This is a genomic window from Streptomyces sp. 12E, assembly GCF_055633275.1.
In genome coordinates, this window is the sequence record NZ_JBVNCJ010000001.1 from 4,056,125 (window position 1) to 4,070,921 (window position 14,797).

At 72.1% G+C, this 14,797-nt stretch carries 13 protein-coding genes and 1 pseudogene; 11 read left to right on the forward strand and 3 right to left on the reverse strand.

What is annotated here, in order from left to right:
- The 4 genes from ACZ8ZB_RS18855 (at position 1) to ilvD (ending at position 4,494) form a co-directional block, all read left to right on the forward strand.
- On the forward strand, positions 1-933 hold the full coding sequence (locus ACZ8ZB_RS18855; protein ID WP_470738864.1) for a Ppx/GppA family phosphatase: 933 nt from the start codon (positions 1-3) through the stop codon (positions 931-933).
- An 81-nt stretch (positions 934-1,014) separates the two neighbouring features.
- Positions 1,015-1,851, forward strand: a complete 837-nt coding sequence (locus ACZ8ZB_RS18860; RefSeq protein ID WP_470738865.1) for a sugar phosphate isomerase/epimerase family protein — start codon at positions 1,015-1,017, stop codon at positions 1,849-1,851.
- On the forward strand, positions 1,848-2,516 hold the full coding sequence (locus ACZ8ZB_RS18865; protein ID WP_470738866.1) for a TetR/AcrR family transcriptional regulator: 669 nt from the start codon (positions 1,848-1,850) through the stop codon (positions 2,514-2,516). Before ACZ8ZB_RS18860 ends, ACZ8ZB_RS18865 begins: the two co-directional genes overlap by 4 nt.
- 124 nt (positions 2,517-2,640) lie before the next feature.
- Positions 2,641-4,494, forward strand: a complete 1,854-nt coding sequence (gene ilvD, locus ACZ8ZB_RS18870; protein WP_470738867.1) for a dihydroxy-acid dehydratase — start codon at positions 2,641-2,643, stop codon at positions 4,492-4,494.
- Between the two features lie 55 nt (positions 4,495-4,549).
- On the opposite strand, the gene ACZ8ZB_RS18875 is transcribed toward ilvD, so the two are convergent.
- Positions 4,550-6,679, reverse strand: a complete 2,130-nt coding sequence (locus tag ACZ8ZB_RS18875; RefSeq protein WP_470738868.1) for a serine/threonine-protein kinase — start codon at positions 6,677-6,679, stop codon at positions 4,550-4,552.
- A 182-nt stretch (positions 6,680-6,861) separates the two neighbouring features.
- Between ACZ8ZB_RS18875 and ACZ8ZB_RS18880 the strand changes: the two genes are divergently transcribed.
- The 6 genes and pseudogenes from ACZ8ZB_RS18880 to proC all read left to right on the forward strand — a co-directional run bounded on the left by ACZ8ZB_RS18880 (position 6,862) and on the right by proC (position 11,308).
- The gene (locus ACZ8ZB_RS18880) at positions 6,862-7,176 is read left to right on the forward strand and encodes an SH3 domain-containing protein (protein WP_470738869.1); all 315 of its coding nucleotides are present in this window, start codon (positions 6,862-6,864) and stop codon (positions 7,174-7,176) included.
- A 219-nt stretch (positions 7,177-7,395) separates the two neighbouring features.
- Positions 7,396-7,893 carry an EamA/RhaT family transporter gene (locus tag ACZ8ZB_RS18885; protein WP_470738870.1) on the forward strand — a complete coding sequence of 166 codons (498 nt, stop codon included), beginning with the start codon at positions 7,396-7,398 and terminating at the stop codon, positions 7,891-7,893.
- Between the two features lie 31 nt (positions 7,894-7,924).
- Positions 7,925-8,693, forward strand: a pseudogene (locus ACZ8ZB_RS18890) (class I SAM-dependent methyltransferase).
- A gap of 33 nt (positions 8,694-8,726) precedes the next feature.
- The gene (locus tag ACZ8ZB_RS18895; RefSeq protein ID WP_470738871.1) at positions 8,727-9,515 is read left to right on the forward strand and encodes an ABC transporter ATP-binding protein; all 789 of its coding nucleotides are present in this window, start codon (positions 8,727-8,729) and stop codon (positions 9,513-9,515) included.
- Positions 9,515-10,285, forward strand: a complete 771-nt coding sequence (locus ACZ8ZB_RS18900; RefSeq protein ID WP_470738872.1) for an ABC transporter permease — start codon at positions 9,515-9,517, stop codon at positions 10,283-10,285. The genes ACZ8ZB_RS18895 and ACZ8ZB_RS18900 overlap by 1 nt, the downstream gene beginning before the upstream one ends.
- Positions 10,286-10,495: 210 nt before the next feature.
- The gene (gene proC, locus ACZ8ZB_RS18905) at positions 10,496-11,308 is read left to right on the forward strand and encodes a pyrroline-5-carboxylate reductase (protein WP_470738873.1); all 813 of its coding nucleotides are present in this window, start codon (positions 10,496-10,498) and stop codon (positions 11,306-11,308) included.
- Between the two features lie 27 nt (positions 11,309-11,335).
- On the opposite strand, the gene ACZ8ZB_RS18910 is transcribed toward proC, so the two are convergent.
- Entirely contained in the window at positions 11,336-11,920 is a 585-nt protein-coding gene (locus ACZ8ZB_RS18910; protein ID WP_470738874.1) for a cysteine hydrolase family protein, read from the reverse strand.
- Between the two features lie 75 nt (positions 11,921-11,995).
- Between ACZ8ZB_RS18910 and ACZ8ZB_RS18915 the strand changes: the two genes are divergently transcribed.
- Positions 11,996-13,000: a GlxA family transcriptional regulator gene (locus ACZ8ZB_RS18915; RefSeq protein WP_470738875.1), complete on the forward strand. Its 1,005-nt coding sequence runs from the start codon at positions 11,996-11,998 to the stop codon at positions 12,998-13,000.
- On the opposite strand, the gene trpS is transcribed toward ACZ8ZB_RS18915, so the two are convergent.
- On the reverse strand, positions 12,931-13,965 hold the full coding sequence (trpS, locus tag ACZ8ZB_RS18920) for a tryptophan--tRNA ligase (RefSeq protein ID WP_470738876.1): 1,035 nt from the start codon (positions 13,963-13,965) through the stop codon (positions 12,931-12,933). The genes ACZ8ZB_RS18915 and trpS overlap by 70 nt on opposite strands.
- Positions 13,966-14,797: the final 832 nt, after the last annotated feature.

Consider the following 14,797-nt stretch of genomic DNA (forward strand, 5'->3'; position numbering starts at 1 on the left):
ATGAGACTCGGTGTCCTCGACGTGGGTTCGAACACGGTGCACCTGCTGGTGGTGGACGCGCACCCCGGCGCGCGCCCGCTGCCCGCGCACTCGCACAAGGCGGAACTGCGCCTCGCCCAGCTCCTCGACGACGACGGGGCCATCCACCCCGACGGGATCGACAGACTGGTCGCGGTCGTCCACGGGGCGCTCCGGGCCGCCGAGGACAAGGGGGTCGAGGAACTGCTGCCGTTCGCGACCTCCGCGGTGCGCGGCGCCGGCAACGCCGACGACGTCCTCACGCGGGTGCGCGAGGAGACCGGGGTCGAGCTGCAGGTGCTCAGCGGCGACGAGGAGGCCCGGCTCACCTTCCTCGCCGCCCGCCGCTGGTTCGGCTGGTCGGCCGGGAAGCTGCTCGTCATCGACATCGGCGGCGGCTCCCTGGAGATCGCCTACGGCATGGACGAGGAGCCCGACGCCACGGCCTCCCTGCCGCTCGGCGCCGGCCGCCTCACCGCCGCCCGGCTGCCCGGCGACCCGCCCGAGCCGGACGACGTGCGCGCGCTGCGCCGCCACGTCCGCACCGAGATAGCCCGCACGGTCGGGGAGTTCAGCCGCTTCGGCGCGCCCGACCACGTGGTGGCCACCTCCAAGACCTTCAGGCAGCTCGCCCGCATCGCCGGCGCCCCCGGCTCCGCCGAGGGCCTGTACGTCCAGCGCGAGCTGAAGCGGGAGTCCCTGGAGGGCTGGGTGCCGAGGCTCGCCGCCATGACCACCGCCGAGCGCGCCGAGCTGCCGGGCGTCTCCGAGGCCCGCGCGGACCAGCTGGTCGCCGGGGCGCTGGTCGCGGAGGGCGCCATGGACCTGTTCGGCGTGGAGCGCCTGGAGATCTGCCCCTGGGCCCTGCGGGAGGGCGTGATCCTCCGCAGACTGGATCACATGGACCGGGAATAGCGGCTCCGGGCCCATGACAAACACCACAACGGCGAACGGGCACCCCGCATCCACCCGGCCCCACCACGTAATCTGAGGCTCGTGGCAGAAGCAAGGGACGTAGTCCGCATCCCGGATGCGAAGGTCGCCCTGTCGACGGCCTCCGTCTACCCGGAGTCGACGGCGACGGCCTTCGAGATCGCCGCGCGCCTCGGGTACGACGGCGTCGAGGTCATGGTGTGGACCGATCCGGTCAGCCAGGACATCGAGGCCCTGCGCAGACTCAGCGACTACCACCGCATCCCCGTCCTGGCCGTCCACGCGCCCTGCCTGCTCATCACGCAGCGCGTGTGGTCCACCGACCCCTGGACCAAGCTCCAGCGGGCCCGGGCGGCCGCCGAGAAGCTCGGCGCGAGCACGGTCGTCGTCCATCCCCCCTTCCGCTGGCAGCGGCAGTACGCCCGCGACTTCGTGGACGGCGTCTGGCGGATGGCGAACGAGACCGACGTGCGGTTCGCCGTCGAGAACATGTATCCCTGGCGCTACCGCGACCGCGAGATGCTCGCGTACGCCCCCGACTGGGACGTCACCAAGGAGGACTACCGCCACTTCACGATCGACCTCAGCCACGCCTCGACCGCCCGCACCGACACCCTGGGGATGATCGACCGCATGGGCGACCGCCTCGGCCACGTCCACCTCGCCGACGGCAAGGGCTCCGCCAAGGACGAGCACCTGGTGCCCGGCCGCGGCGACCAGCCCTGCGCCGAGGTGCTGGAGGGCCTCGCGTCGAGCGGCTTCGACGGCCATGTCGTCATCGAGGTCAACACCCGCCGGGCCATGTCGAGCGCGGAGCGCGAGGCCGACCTGGCCGAGGCGCTGGCGTTCACCCGCCGGCACCTGTCCTCCGCCTCCACGATCGAGGCGCCGCGGCGATGACCGGCACCACCGCGAGCGACGGTCCGGACGCCCCGGCCGCGGCCCCCGCCGCCCCCGCGCGGAGCGACGGCGCCGCCCGGCGCCGCGGCCGTCCCCCTCGTACGGAATCGGCCGGCACCCGGGACCGCATCCTCGACGCGGCCCGCGAGGAGTTCTCGGTCCGCGGGTACGAGAAGACGTCCGTCCGGGGCATCGCCAAGGCCGCCGGGGTGGACTCCGCGCTGGTGCACCACTACTTCGGTACCAAGGAGCAGGTGTTCGAGGCAGCCGTCGAGGTCGCCTTCGCGCCGGTGCTCACCGCGCGGGACGCGGTGCTCGAGGGACCGCTCGACGAGGCCGGCGAACGGATGACCCGGATGATCATCGGGCTCTGGGAGAGCCCGGTCACCCGGGCCCCGCTGCTCGCGATCGTCCGCTCCGCCGTGAACAACGAGATCGCGGCCGGCGTCTTCCGCCGCCTGGTCGCCGGCCAGCTGCTGAGCCGTATCGCCGGACGGCTCGACGTCCCGGACGCGGAGCTGCGCGCCGAGCTCGCCGCCGCCCAGCTGGTCGGCATCGCGATGATCCGGTACGTGATCAGGGTGGAGCCGCTGGCCTCGGCGGACGCCGAGCAGATCATCGGGCGGGTGGCGCCGGTGGTGCAGAGGCACCTCACCGGGCGTTGAGACCCCCGGCCGCCCCCCGTGTCCACGGAGACGTTCGTCCCGCATTCCGGACGTCTCGTCCCACTCCCTGAATGACCGGCGTACGCTCGACGACGGTCACAACTCTCCGAAGGAGCGAGCGACGATGCCCGAGCTGAGGTCCCGCACAGTCACCCACGGCCGCAACATGGCGGGCGCCCGCGCCCTGATGCGAGCCTCCGGTGTACCGGGCGCGGACATCGGCCGCAAGCCGATCATCGCGGTGGCGAACTCCTTCACCGAGTTCGTGCCCGGACACACCCACCTCCAGCCCGTCGGCCGGATCGTCAGCGAGGCCATCAGGGAGGCCGGCGGCATCCCGCGCGAGTTCAACACCATCGCCGTCGACGACGGCATCGCCATGGGCCACGGCGGCATGCTCTACTCCCTGCCCTCCCGCGACCTCATCGCGGACAGCGTGGAGTACATGGTCGAGGCGCACTGCGCCGACGCCCTGATCTGCATCTCCAACTGCGACAAGATCACGCCGGGCATGCTGAACGCCGCCCTGCGGCTCAACATCCCCACGGTCTTCGTCTCCGGCGGCCCCATGGAATCCGGCCGCGCCACCCTCGTCGACGGCACCGTCCGCACCCTCGACCTGGTCGACGCGATCTCCGACGCCGTGAACGACAAGATCTCGGACGAGGACATCCTCCGCATCGAGGAGAACGCCTGTCCGACCTGCGGATCCTGTTCCGGCATGTTCACCGCCAACTCGATGAACTGCCTGACCGAGGCCATCGGCCTCTCCCTGCCGGGCAACGGCTCGGTCCTCGCCACGCACACGGCCCGCAGGGCCCTGTACGAGGACGCGGCCCGCACCGTCATGGACATCACCCGCCGCTACTACGAGCAGGACGACGAGACGGTGCTGCCCCGCAGCATCGCCTCCTTCGCCGCCTTCGAGAACGCGATGGCCCTGGACATCGCGATGGGCGGCTCCACCAACACGATCCTGCACCTGCTGGCCGCGGCCCAGGAGGCCGGTGTGCCGTTCGGCCTGGAGGAGATCGACGCCGTCTCGCGCCGCGTCCCCTGCCTGGCCAAGGTCGCCCCGAACGTCGCCAAGGACCGCACGTACTACATGGAGGACGTGCACCGCGCGGGCGGCATCCCGGCCCTGCTGGGCGAGCTGTACCGCGGGGGCCTGCTCAACGAGGACGTCCACGCCGTCCACAGCCCCTCCCTGTCGGACTGGCTGAAGACCTGGGACGTGCGCGGCGGCTCCCCCTCGCCGGAGGCCGTCGAGCTGTGGCACGCGGCGCCCGGCTGCGTCCGTTCGGCCGAGGCGTTCTCCCAGTCGGAGCGGTGGGCCGCGCTGGACGAGGACGCCGAGGGCGGCTGCATCCGCAGCGTCGAGCACGCCTACTCCAAGGACGGCGGCCTCGCGGTCCTCAAGGGCAACCTCGCCGTCGACGGCTGCGTCGTGAAGACCGCGGGCGTGGACGAGTCCATCTGGACCTTCGAGGGCCCGGCGGTCGTCTGCGAGTCGCAGGAAGAGGCCGTCGAGAAGATCCTCAACAAGCAGGTGACCGACGGAGACGTCGTCGTCATCCGCTACGAGGGCCCCAAGGGCGGCCCCGGCATGCAGGAGATGCTCTACCCGACGTCCTTCCTCAAGGGCCGGGGCCTGGGCAAGACGTGCGCCCTGATCACCGACGGCCGCTTCTCCGGCGGCACGTCCGGCCTGTCCATCGGCCACGCCTCCCCGGAGGCGGCCTCGGGCGGCACCATCGCCCTGGTCGAGGACGGCGACCGCATCCGCATCGACATCCCCGGCCGCTCGATCGAGCTGCTGGTCGACGACGCGGAACTGACCCGCCGCGAGCAGGCCCTGAACGGCCGGTACGCCCCGAGGAACCGCGACCGCAAGGTCTCGGCCGCCCTGAAGGCGTACGCGGCGATGGCCACCAGCGCGGACAAGGGCGCGGTGCGGGACGTCGGCAAGCTGGGCTGACCCGCGCCCGCGGAGGGCCGCCCCCGCCGCGGGCGGTCTCCAGCGGTCCCTTCGGCTACCAGGCGCCCGGGTCCCGCCCGTCCACGGCGAACACGGTCCCGTCGGGCGCACCGGAGTAGACGTGGCCGTCCGCGAGCACCGGCGCGGGCAGCGCGTCGGGGACCCGGTCGGCTTCGGCGCCGAGCCGCGGCCGGGTCTGCCCGAGGAGCTCGCCCGCGCGGGCGTCGACGCCCAGCAGCCGCCCGTCGGGAGCGGTGACGTACACGTGCCGTCCGTCGGAGACGGGCTCCGAGCCCCGGCTCACGCCCGTCTCCAGCCGCCACCGCTGCTCGCCCGCCGCCATGTCGACGGCCACCAGCGAGCCGCCCGCGCCCATGAGGTACACGGTGTCCCCGTGCACGCCGGCCCGCACCTGCTCGACCGGCGCGGGCAGCGTCACCCGGTGGGCGTCCCCGGTGCCGGGCGTGTAGCGGAGCACGGCCTTCGCGTCCCCGTAGGCGGCGCCCTCGACGATGAGGTACACGGCCCCGTCCGCCGCTCCCACGGGCGTCAGCGTCCCCTCCAGTTCCGCGTCCCACCGCACGTCGCCCGTCGCCGGATCCACCGCGGTGACCCGGGTCCTGTTCCCGTCCCCGGACGGGCTCGCCGCGTACGCCGACAGCCCGTCCGCATCCTCCGACTCCACGGCGAACGAGGAGAAGTACGGCACGGCCTGCCCCGGGATCCGGCGGGACCACCTGGTCTCACCGGAGGCGCCGGCCACGCCCGTGACCGTCCCGTCGGAGCGGGTCAGCAGGAGCATGTCGCCGACCGTCCGCATTCCGTCGTACTCGGGCGGCTCCCCCCGCCACGCCGGCTCGCCGGTGGCCGGATCGAGCGCCTCCAGGTCGCCGATCAGGTCGGCGGAGGGCTGGACGAGACCGCCCGACACCACCGGCGGTTCGTTCCGTGTCGTCCCCGCGACGTCGTGCCGCCACAGGGTGCGGCCGTCGGCCGGATCGAGGGCGAGGACCAGGCCGGGCAGCGCGCACAGCAGCTTCCCCGCCCCGTACGAGCACTGGGGCATGCCGCCGTCCTCCGGGCCGGGCACCGTCTCCCACACGCCGAAGCCGCCCGGCGCGCCCTGCGTGGCCGGGGTCTTCCGCGCCGTCTCCTCGCCGCCGAACACCCGCACCGAGGCGAGCCCGCCGAGCACGGCGAGGCAGAGCACCCCGGCCACCAGGACCGTCCTCCTGCCGAGGCGCCGCACGGGCCGCTTCGCGGGCGCGTCCGCCAGGAGCTCCGGCGCGGCCCCCTCGGGTGTCTGCGGCGCTTCCCGCGTCCGCTGCGCCGGTATGAGCACCTGCGTGTCGTACGCCGCCGACACCGACCGCAGTTCCCGCATCAGCTCGTCCGGCGTGGGCCGGTCGTCGGGCTCCTTGGCGAGACACCGCAGCACCAGCGGCGCGAGCGACTCCGGTACGCCGGTCAGGTCGGGCTCGTCGTGCACGACCTGGTAGGCGATGACGTACGGGCTGTCGGAGTCGAACGGACCGCGTCCCGTCGTCGCGTGCACCATGAGCGATCCGAGCGCGAACACGTCGGCCGCGGGGCCCACCTCCCGGGGCCGCCGGAACTGCTCGGGCGCCATGAACGGCGGCGTGCCGATCAGCTTCCCCGTCTCGGTGCGCAGCTCGCTGTCCTTCGGCCGGGAGATGCCGAAGTCGATGACCTTCGGTCCGTCCTCGGCGAGCAGGACGTTGCTCGGCTTCAGGTCCCGGTGCACGACCCCGACCCGATGGATGTCGCGCAGCGCCTCCGCCAGCCCGGCCATCAGCCGACGTGACTGGTCCGGGTCCATGGGGCCGTTCCGCTTCACCTGCTCGGAGAGCGTCGGACCGGGGATGTACAGGGTGGCCATCCAGGGCCGTACGCCTTCCGGATCGGCGTCGACGACCGGTGCGGTGAAAGCCCCGCTCACCCGCCGCGCGGCGGCCACCTCCTGCCGGAACCGCCCTCTGAACTCGGGGTCCATGGCGTACCGGGCGTGTACGACCTTCACCGCGACCCGCATCCCGGAGGTGCCCCTTGCCAGATGCACGACGCCCATGCCACCCGAGCCCAGACAGGATTCCAGACGGTAGTGACCGGCGTACTCCGGAAGTTCCGCTTCCGCGCTCGCTCCGGCACTCCGCTGCGACGCCATGGAACCACCCCCGTGCTGTTCGTCCGCGCGCGCGACGCTCGGAGCCTAGTCGATGGCGGCCGGGGGGCCGAGGCGGCGTGCCCTCCTCGCGTGCCAATGGCGAACTGGTGTTTCATGACTGGTTCCAGGGGAATGAACGTGGCCCCACGACAGTCGTGGGGCGCAACGGGGGAGGTTTTCTCATGTCTGTCGACCAGATCCGGGACATCGCGGGCGGAGACGAGGAGGCGGCGGTGGCGGCCACGGCCGTCCGCTCCTACCCGGTCGCTCCGGGCCACCGGCTGAACGTCCGCAGCGGCCCCGGCACCGACTACTCCGTCGTCCGGGTCCTGTCCGAGGGCGCCCAGGTCCGGATCAGCTGCCAGAAACCGGGCACGTGGGTGTCGGGCCCGTACGGCACCTCGAACATCTGGGACAACATCGGCAGCGGCCAGTACGTCTCCGACGCGTACGTCCGCACCGGCAGCGACGGGTACGTCACCTCCCGCTGCCAGTGATCCTCCGCCGGCGAGGCGCCGGCGGAGGGAGCCCGGCACGGACTCACCGGTCGACGTTCCCGGGGAGCGCGAGCATCACCAGGGCCGCCACGACGTAGAGCGCCGCGGAGACGACGAGGACGACGCCGAATGCGGGGCCGTGGACACGGCTGCCGCGGCGGGGCCCGGCAGGGGAGGGGGACCCGAGTGGGCACGCGGGGGAGGAGACACAATCGACCCGTGAGCGCAGCAGAGAACGACACGAGCGGCACCCCCGCCGGCCCCCGGCCCGAGCCCATCCGCTTCTTCGGCACCACCTGGGTCGACCACTCCGGCGGCTACACCGTCCGCCGCGTAGGCGTCGCGGTGGGCTCCCTCGCCGCCGCGGCCGCCGCCTGCCTCGTCCTGCGCATCGCCTACGACGGGCTCCGGATCGCCGACGTCGGCAGCTTCGTCTCGCTGCTCATGGTCGTGATGTTCGCGATCTGCAGCTCGCTCGCCTTCCGCCACACCTGGTCCGCCTTCACCGTCCGCCCCGACCCCGAGCGCCAGGCCTCCCTGCGCGGCCTGCTGGCCATCGGCTTCGTCGGCTCCCTCCTCGCCTACTTCCTGCGCACCTTCACCGAGGCCCCGGGCGAGAAGCTCCACCGCGCGGAGTACGACAAGGCCCGCGAGGAGTACGAGAAGCGCACCACCCGCCGCTCGGGCAACCCGTCGAAGAAGCGCCGCCGCTCCTGACCCCACCGCGGACCCCGGCCACCATGGCCGTATGACGACATCCGGAGCCGACCGCCGCGCCCGAGCCCGCTCCTTCAACGCGGCCGCGGCCCAGTAAGCCGCCAACCGCCGCTCCTACCCGCCCGCCCTCTTCGACGCGATCGAGGAGCTGACCGGCCGCCCCCTCGCCGGGTCGTGGACGTCGGTGCCGGTACGGGCATCGCGACCGCCCGTCTGCACGCGCGCGGCGCCCACGTGATCGCCGTCGAGCCCGGCGAGGGGATGGCGGCCGAGTTCCGCCGCACCCTTCCCGACGTGCCGGTCGTCCGGGGCAGCGGCAACGCCCTCCCCCTCGCCGGCCACCGCGCCGACCTCCTCGCCTACGCCCGGGCCCGGCACTGGACCGACCCCGCCCGTGCCGTCCCGGAGGCGATACGGGTCCTGCGGCCGGGCGGCGCACTCGCCCTGTGGTGGAACACCGACGCGCTCGACGTGCCCTGGATCGCCGAGGAAGCCGAACGCACCGCACGCCGCTTCGGCGTGAACCCCGCCGCCGAGCGGCGCAACACCAACGCCCGCGCCGCCGGCCTCCTGCACTTCACCCGCCGGGAGATCCGCTGGGGCCGCCGCGTCCCGTCGACACCCGCCTGGCCAACCTCGCCAGCCACTCGGTCCTGCTCGTACACGGCGAGGAACGCACCGCCGCCTTCCTCGCCGAGCAGCGCGAGCACCTCACCGCGGCCTTCCCGGACGGCGCCGTCGAGGAGACCTACGACGTCGTCCTCCTCCTCGCCACGACGCCCCCGAGCCCGACGGCTTGACGTCGCGCGCGGCCCGGGAGGAGTATTCATCACATGATGAATTACTCCTCCCGGCCACCGGACGGACCAGCCGTCCACGCCCAGGACCTCACCGTCGTCCGGGGCTCCCGCACCGTCCTGCGCGGCCTGGACTTCACCGTCCCGCGCGGTCGGATCACCGGCCTCCTCGGACCCTCCGGCTGCGGCAAGTCGACCCTGATGCGCGCCGTCGTCGGCACCCAGGCCAAGGTCACCGGCACCCTGGACGTCCTGGGCAGCCCCGCCGGCCACCCCGCCCTGCGCACCCGCATCGGCTACGTCACCCAGGCGCCCTCGGTCTACGACGACCTGACCGTCCGCCAGAACCTCGACTACTTCGCCGCGATCCTCGACCCCGGCCGGGCAGCCGCCGACCGCCGCCACGAGAACGTCACCCGCGCGATCGCCGACGTCGACCTCACCACCCACGCCGACGCCCTCGCCGGCAACCTCTCCGGCGGCCAGCGCAGCCGCGTCTCCCTCGCCGTGGCCCTCCTCGGCACCCCCGAACTCCTGGTCCTCGACGAACCCACCGTCGGCCTCGACCCCGTCCTGCGCCGCGACCTGTGGCAGCTCTTCCACACCCTCGCCGCCGAACGCGGCGCCGCCCTCCTGATCTCCTCCCACGTCATGGACGAGGCGGAGCGCTGCCACCGGCTCCTGCTCATGCGCGCGGGCGGAATCCTCGCCGACGGCACCCCCGACGCCCTCCGCACCCGCACCGGCTCCGACACCGTCGAGGCGGCCTTCCTCCACCTGGTCGACGAGGCACTCGCGGCGAGCCGCACGAAGGAGACGACCTGATGAGCACGACCGCATCCGCCCCGGCGCGCGCCCTCAGCGCCTCCCGCACCACCGCCACCGCCGCCCGGGTCCTGCGCCAGCTCCGCCACGACCCGCGCACCATCGCGCTGATGCTCCTCATCCCCTGCCTGATGCTGTTCCTGCTCCGCTACGTCTTCGACGGCAGCGCGCGCACCTTCGACACCACCGGCGCATCGCTCCTCGGGATCTTCCCGCTGATCACGATGTTCCTGGTCACCTCGATCGCCACCCTGCGCGAACGCACCTCCGGCACCCTCGAACGCCTCCTCGCCATGCCGCTGGGCAAGGGCGACCTCATCGCCGGCTACGCCCTCGCCTTCGGCGCCCTCGCGATCGTCCAGTCCGCCCTCGCCACGGGCCTCGCCGTCTGGTTCCTCGACCTCGACGTCACCGGCAGCCCCTGGCTGCTCCTGCTGATCGCCCTGCTCGACGCCCTCCTCGGCACGGCCCTCGGCCTCTTCGTCTCGGCCTTCGCGGCCTCCGAATTCCAGGCGGTCCAGTTCATGCCGGCGGTGATCTTTCCCCAGCTCCTCCTCTGCGGCCTCTTCGCCCCGCGCGACACCATGCACCCGGTCCTGGAGACCGTCTCCGACGCCCTCCCCATGTCCTACGCGGTCGACGGCATGAACGAGGTCCTGAAGCACACCGACGTGACGACGGCCTTCGTCCGCGACACCCTGATCGTCGCGGGCTGCGCCCTCCTGGTCCTGGGCCTGGGAGCGGCGACGCTGAAGCGCCGAACGGCATGAACCAGCCCGCCCGGCGCTCGAGGACGAGGCCGTCCGGGCCGAAGGGGGTCCGGCGACACGGCCTCCAGGGACGGGAAAGGGCGGCGGGGGCGAAAAACCCTCGACAGCAACCCGCCCCCCACGTCCCGCCCACTGGACGCACCACCCCCGCCCGCCCCCGGGATGCAAGGATGACGAGGGACGACCCACCCCCGGAGGGCACCAACAGCCATGACCCAGAAAGTCGCAGTCCTCGGCACCGGAAAAATCGGCGAAGCCCTGCTCAGCGGAGTGATCCGCGCAGGCTGGGCCCCCACCGACCTCCTCGTCACCGCCCGCCGCCAGGAACGAGCCGACGAACTCCGCACCCGCTACGGAGTCACCCCGGTCTCCAACCAGGAAGCCGCCAAGACCGCCGACACCCTGATCCTCACGGTCAAGCCGCAGGACATGGGCGCCCTCCTCGACGAACTCGCCCCCCACGTCCCCGCCGACCGCCTGATCATCAGCGGAGCCGCCGGCATCCCCACCGCCTTCTTCGAGGACCGCCTCGCCACCGGCACCCCGGTCGTCCGGGTCATGACCAACACCCCCGCCCTCGTCGACGAGGCCATGTCGGTCATCTCCGCCGGAAGCCACGCCACCGCCGACCACCTCGCCCACGCCGAGGAGATCTTCGGCGCCGTCGGCAAGACGCTCCGCGTACCCGAGTCCCAGCAGGACGCCTGCACCGCCCTCTCCGGCTCCGGCCCGGCGTACTTCTTCTACCTGGTCGAAGCCATGACCGACGCCGGCATCCTGCTCGGCCTGCCCCGCGACAAGGCCCACGACCTGATCGTCCAGTCCGCGATCGGCGCCGCGACGATGCTCCGCGACAGCGGCGAACACCCGGTGAAGCTGCGCGAGAACGTGACCTCCCCCGCCGGCACCACCATCAACGCCATCCGCGAACTCGAGAACCACGGCGTACGAGCCGCCCTCATCGCCGCCCTCGAAGCCGCCCGCGACCGCAGCCGCGAACTCGCGAGCGGCACCAAGGACTGACGACCGGCCCGAGCCCCGCACGGGGGCTCATTCCGCCGCGGTCAGGACGTCCTCCGTCGTCACCACCGTCGCGAACCCGCCCCCGTGCAACGACACCGCCGTCGCCCGCGCCAGCTCGTCCGCGCTCTGCCGCCAGCCGAAGGGCCCCTCCAGGTCGAAGGTGTACGTCGCGTCGAACGCGACCACGACCTCGTACCCGAGGTTCCCGCCCATCCGCGCCGTCGTCTCGACGCACATGTTCGTCTGGATCCCGGCCAGCACGACCTGCGAGATCCCCGCCTCCCGGAGCCAGGCACCCAGGTCCGGCGCCCCGAGGAACGCCGAGTTCACACTCTTGGTGACCAGCAGCTCGGCCCCGCCCCCCTTCCCACGCCGCCGCTCCACGTACTCCTTGAACCCGTTGCCCTCGTACCCGCTCCGCAACGGCGACCCGGGCTTGACCGAGTCGTGCCGCACGAAGACGACCGGCCGACCTGTCGACTGCCACACGTCGATGAGGGCGGCGATGTTGTCGTCCGCCGCCGGGTTGTTGCGCGTTCCCCAGAAGTCGACCTCCTCGAAGCCCTTCTGCACGTCCACGACCACCAGTGCTGCGTTCTGCGCGATGTCCATGCACACGATCGTGCCGCCCGGCGGCACCGGCTCCCAGAGGTCTGAAAGTCAGCGATCGATGGTTTACTGCCACACATGGCAGCCCCCTACCGCGTGGCCCTCGTCGCCTTCCCCGGCATCCGCGCCTTCGACGTCTCCGTCATCACCGAGGTCTGGGGCCCCGACCGCACCGACCGCGGCGCCCCCGCCTTCGAACTGCGCCGCGTCGCCACCGACACCACCCCCGTCCCCATGCGCGGCGGCCTCACCCTCCTCCCCGACCGCCCCCTCGCCTGGCTGACCGACGCCGACCTGATCCTCGTCCCCGGCCTCGACGACCACCTCACCCCCGCACCGCCCCCCGTCCTCGACGCCCTCCGTCACGCCCACGCCCGCGGCACCACCCTCGCCGCCCTCTGCGGCGGCGCCTTCACCCTCGCCCAGGCCGGACTCCTCGACGGCCGCCGCGCCATCACCCACTGGAACCTGATCGACCTCTTCCGCGCACACCACCCCCACGTCACCGTCGTCCCCGACGCCCTGTTCATCGAGGACGACAACATCTGGACCGCGGCCGGCACCGCCGCCGGCATCGACCTCTGCCTCCACCTGATCCGCCTCGCCCACGGAGCCGAGGCCGCCGCCACCATCGCCCGCTCCATGGTCACGGCCCCCTTCCGCACCGGAACCCAGGCACAGTTCATCGAGCACCCCACCCCTCGCGCCGACCGCGACGCCGACGCCCTCGCCGCCGTACGCGAGCACGCCCTGCGCCATCTCCACGAACCGCTCACGGTCGCCGACCTGGCCGCCCACGCCGGCATGTCCCCGCGCACCTTCGCCCGCCACTTCACCGCCGCGACCGGCACCACCCCGCTGCGCTGGCTCCTCGACCAGCGCATCGCCGCGGCCCAGCGCCTTCTCGAACGCACCGACCTCCCCATGCCCGAGGTAGCCCGCCGCGCGGGCTTCGGCAGCGAGGTCACGATGCGCCAGCACTTCGCATCGCGCCTCGCCACCAGTCCCCGTGCCTACCGAGCCGCGTTCAGCGCGGGCGCCCCGGTATCAGAGCTCGCCGGCAACAAGCCGATCGCCCGGTAAGCGGCATCCACGGTCGGCCGGGCCATGCTCCGCGCCCGCTCCGCACCATCCCGCAGCACCCCCTCCACATAGCCGGGATCCGCGCACAACTCCTTGTGCCTCTCCCGCACCGGCCTCAGCACCTCGACCACCGCCTCCGCGGCGTCCCTCTTCAGATCCCCGTACGACTCGTATACACCGGCCAACGCCTCCGGGTTCCCACCCGAGCACGCAGCCAGGATCTCCAGCAGATTCGCCACCCCCGGCCGGGACTCCCTGTCGTACACGACGTCCCGCCCGCTGTCGGTCACCGCCCGCATGAACTTCTTCCGCACCACGTCCGGCTCGTCCAGCAGATAGACGATCCCCGGCCCCGTGTCGTCGCTCTTCCCCATCTTCGACATGGGGTCCTGCAGATTCATCACCCGAGCCGCCACCGACGGATTCGTCGCCCGCGGCACCACGAACGTGTGCCCGTAACGCTGGTTGAACCGCACCGCCAGATCCCGCGCCAGCTCCACGTGCTGCGTCTGGTCGTGCCCGACCGGCACCTCGTCCGTCCCGTACGCCAGGATGTCGGCCGCCATCAGCACCGGATACGTCAGCAGCGACAGCCGCACGCTCCCGCCCCGCCGCTGTTCCCGCGCGGCCTTCTCCTTGTACTGGATCATCCGCCGCATCTCGCCGTCCGTGGCCACGCACTCCAGCAGGTACGACAGCCGCGCGTGCTCGTCCACGTGGCTCTGCACGAACAGCGTGCACAGCGAGGGGTCCAGCCCGGACGCCAGCAGCAACGTCGCCGCCTGCCGGCTCAGCCTGCGCACCCGCGCGGGATCGTGGTGCACGGTCAGCGCGTGCAGATCGACGACGCAGAACAGCGCGTCCGCCTGGTGCTGGTCGACCGCGGCCCACTGCCGCATGGCGCCCAGATAGTTCCCCAGCGTCAGGTGCCCGGTCGGCTTGATCCCACTGAAGACCCGTGTCATCTCTTCTCTTCTCCGTCTCCGGTCCGAGGCTGCCGTCCTTGGCCGGCCGCCCCTCGGAGTCCTGGAGGGAGAAACAGAAACGGCCGCCGAGGCGGCGGCCGTCGAGTGCGCACGTAAGGGGCGGCCGCCGTCAGGCGGCCCACCAGAACTGGCTGTACGTACGCGTGGTCATGCGGTCCAGAGTACGCCCGGAGAGTGGGACGAGGCGGTGGGTTGACACGCCCCGGCAGGATCCGTATGGTTCTCCGAGTTGTCCGACGTGAGCGCCGACTCCGGTCGGTCCCCGGACAGCCATTCCACAAGTACCACCACTGTTCGAGACAGCAGTCTGTCTGCTGTCACGTCCTTGGCGTGCGTATTTGCGAAATGAGGAATCCGCGCCCGAAAGGGAGCAGGACCCTGATTAGGTCGGGGGCCAGGAATCCGCTAAAGTCTCACTCGTCGGAACGGCCCAACGGCCGGGAAGACAACCCGCTCTGACCGGGAATCAGGCCCGAAAGGATCTGATAGAGTCGGAACCGCCGGAAAGGGAAACGCGGAAGCGGGACCCCGGAAAGCACCGAGGAAATCGGGTCGGAAAGATCTGATAGAGTCGGAAACGCAAGACCGAAGGGAAGCGCCCGGAGGAAAGCCCGAGAGGGTGAGTACGAAGGAAGCGTCCGTTCCTTGAGAACTCAACAGCGTGCCAAAAGTCAACGCCAGATATGTTGATACCCCGACCCGGTCGGTTCGATCGGGTTGAGGTTCCTTTGAAGAAACACACAGCGAGGACGCTGTGAACCGCCGGATCATTCCTCCGGTGGTTCCGCTCTCGTGATGTGCAACCCGATCA

Bases quoted from the DNA above. Each gene is read 5' to 3' on its own strand.
- ACZ8ZB_RS18855 (WP_470738864.1), top strand. From the start codon at position 1: ATGAGACTCGGTGTCCTCGACGTGGGTTCGAACACGGTGCACCTGCTG.
- ACZ8ZB_RS18865 (WP_470738866.1), top strand. From the start codon at position 1,848: ATGACCGGCACCACCGCGAGCGACGGTCCGGACGCCCCGGCCGCGGCC.
- ilvD (WP_470738867.1), top strand. From the start codon at position 2,641: ATGCCCGAGCTGAGGTCCCGCACAGTCACCCACGGCCGCAACATGGCG.
- ACZ8ZB_RS18875 (WP_470738868.1), bottom strand. From the start codon at position 6,679: ATGGCGTCGCAGCGGAGTGCCGGAGCGAGCGCGGAAGCGGAACTTCCG.
- ACZ8ZB_RS18880 (WP_470738869.1), top strand. From the start codon at position 6,862: ATGTCTGTCGACCAGATCCGGGACATCGCGGGCGGAGACGAGGAGGCG.
- ACZ8ZB_RS18895 (WP_470738871.1), top strand. From the start codon at position 8,727: ATGATGAATTACTCCTCCCGGCCACCGGACGGACCAGCCGTCCACGCC.
- ACZ8ZB_RS18900 (WP_470738872.1), top strand. From the start codon at position 9,515: ATGAGCACGACCGCATCCGCCCCGGCGCGCGCCCTCAGCGCCTCCCGC.
- proC (WP_470738873.1), top strand. From the start codon at position 10,496: ATGACCCAGAAAGTCGCAGTCCTCGGCACCGGAAAAATCGGCGAAGCC.
- ACZ8ZB_RS18910 (WP_470738874.1), bottom strand. From the start codon at position 11,920: ATGGACATCGCGCAGAACGCAGCACTGGTGGTCGTGGACGTGCAGAAG.
- ACZ8ZB_RS18915 (WP_470738875.1), top strand. From the start codon at position 11,996: ATGGCAGCCCCCTACCGCGTGGCCCTCGTCGCCTTCCCCGGCATCCGC.
- trpS (WP_470738876.1), bottom strand. From the start codon at position 13,965: ATGACACGGGTCTTCAGTGGGATCAAGCCGACCGGGCACCTGACGCTG.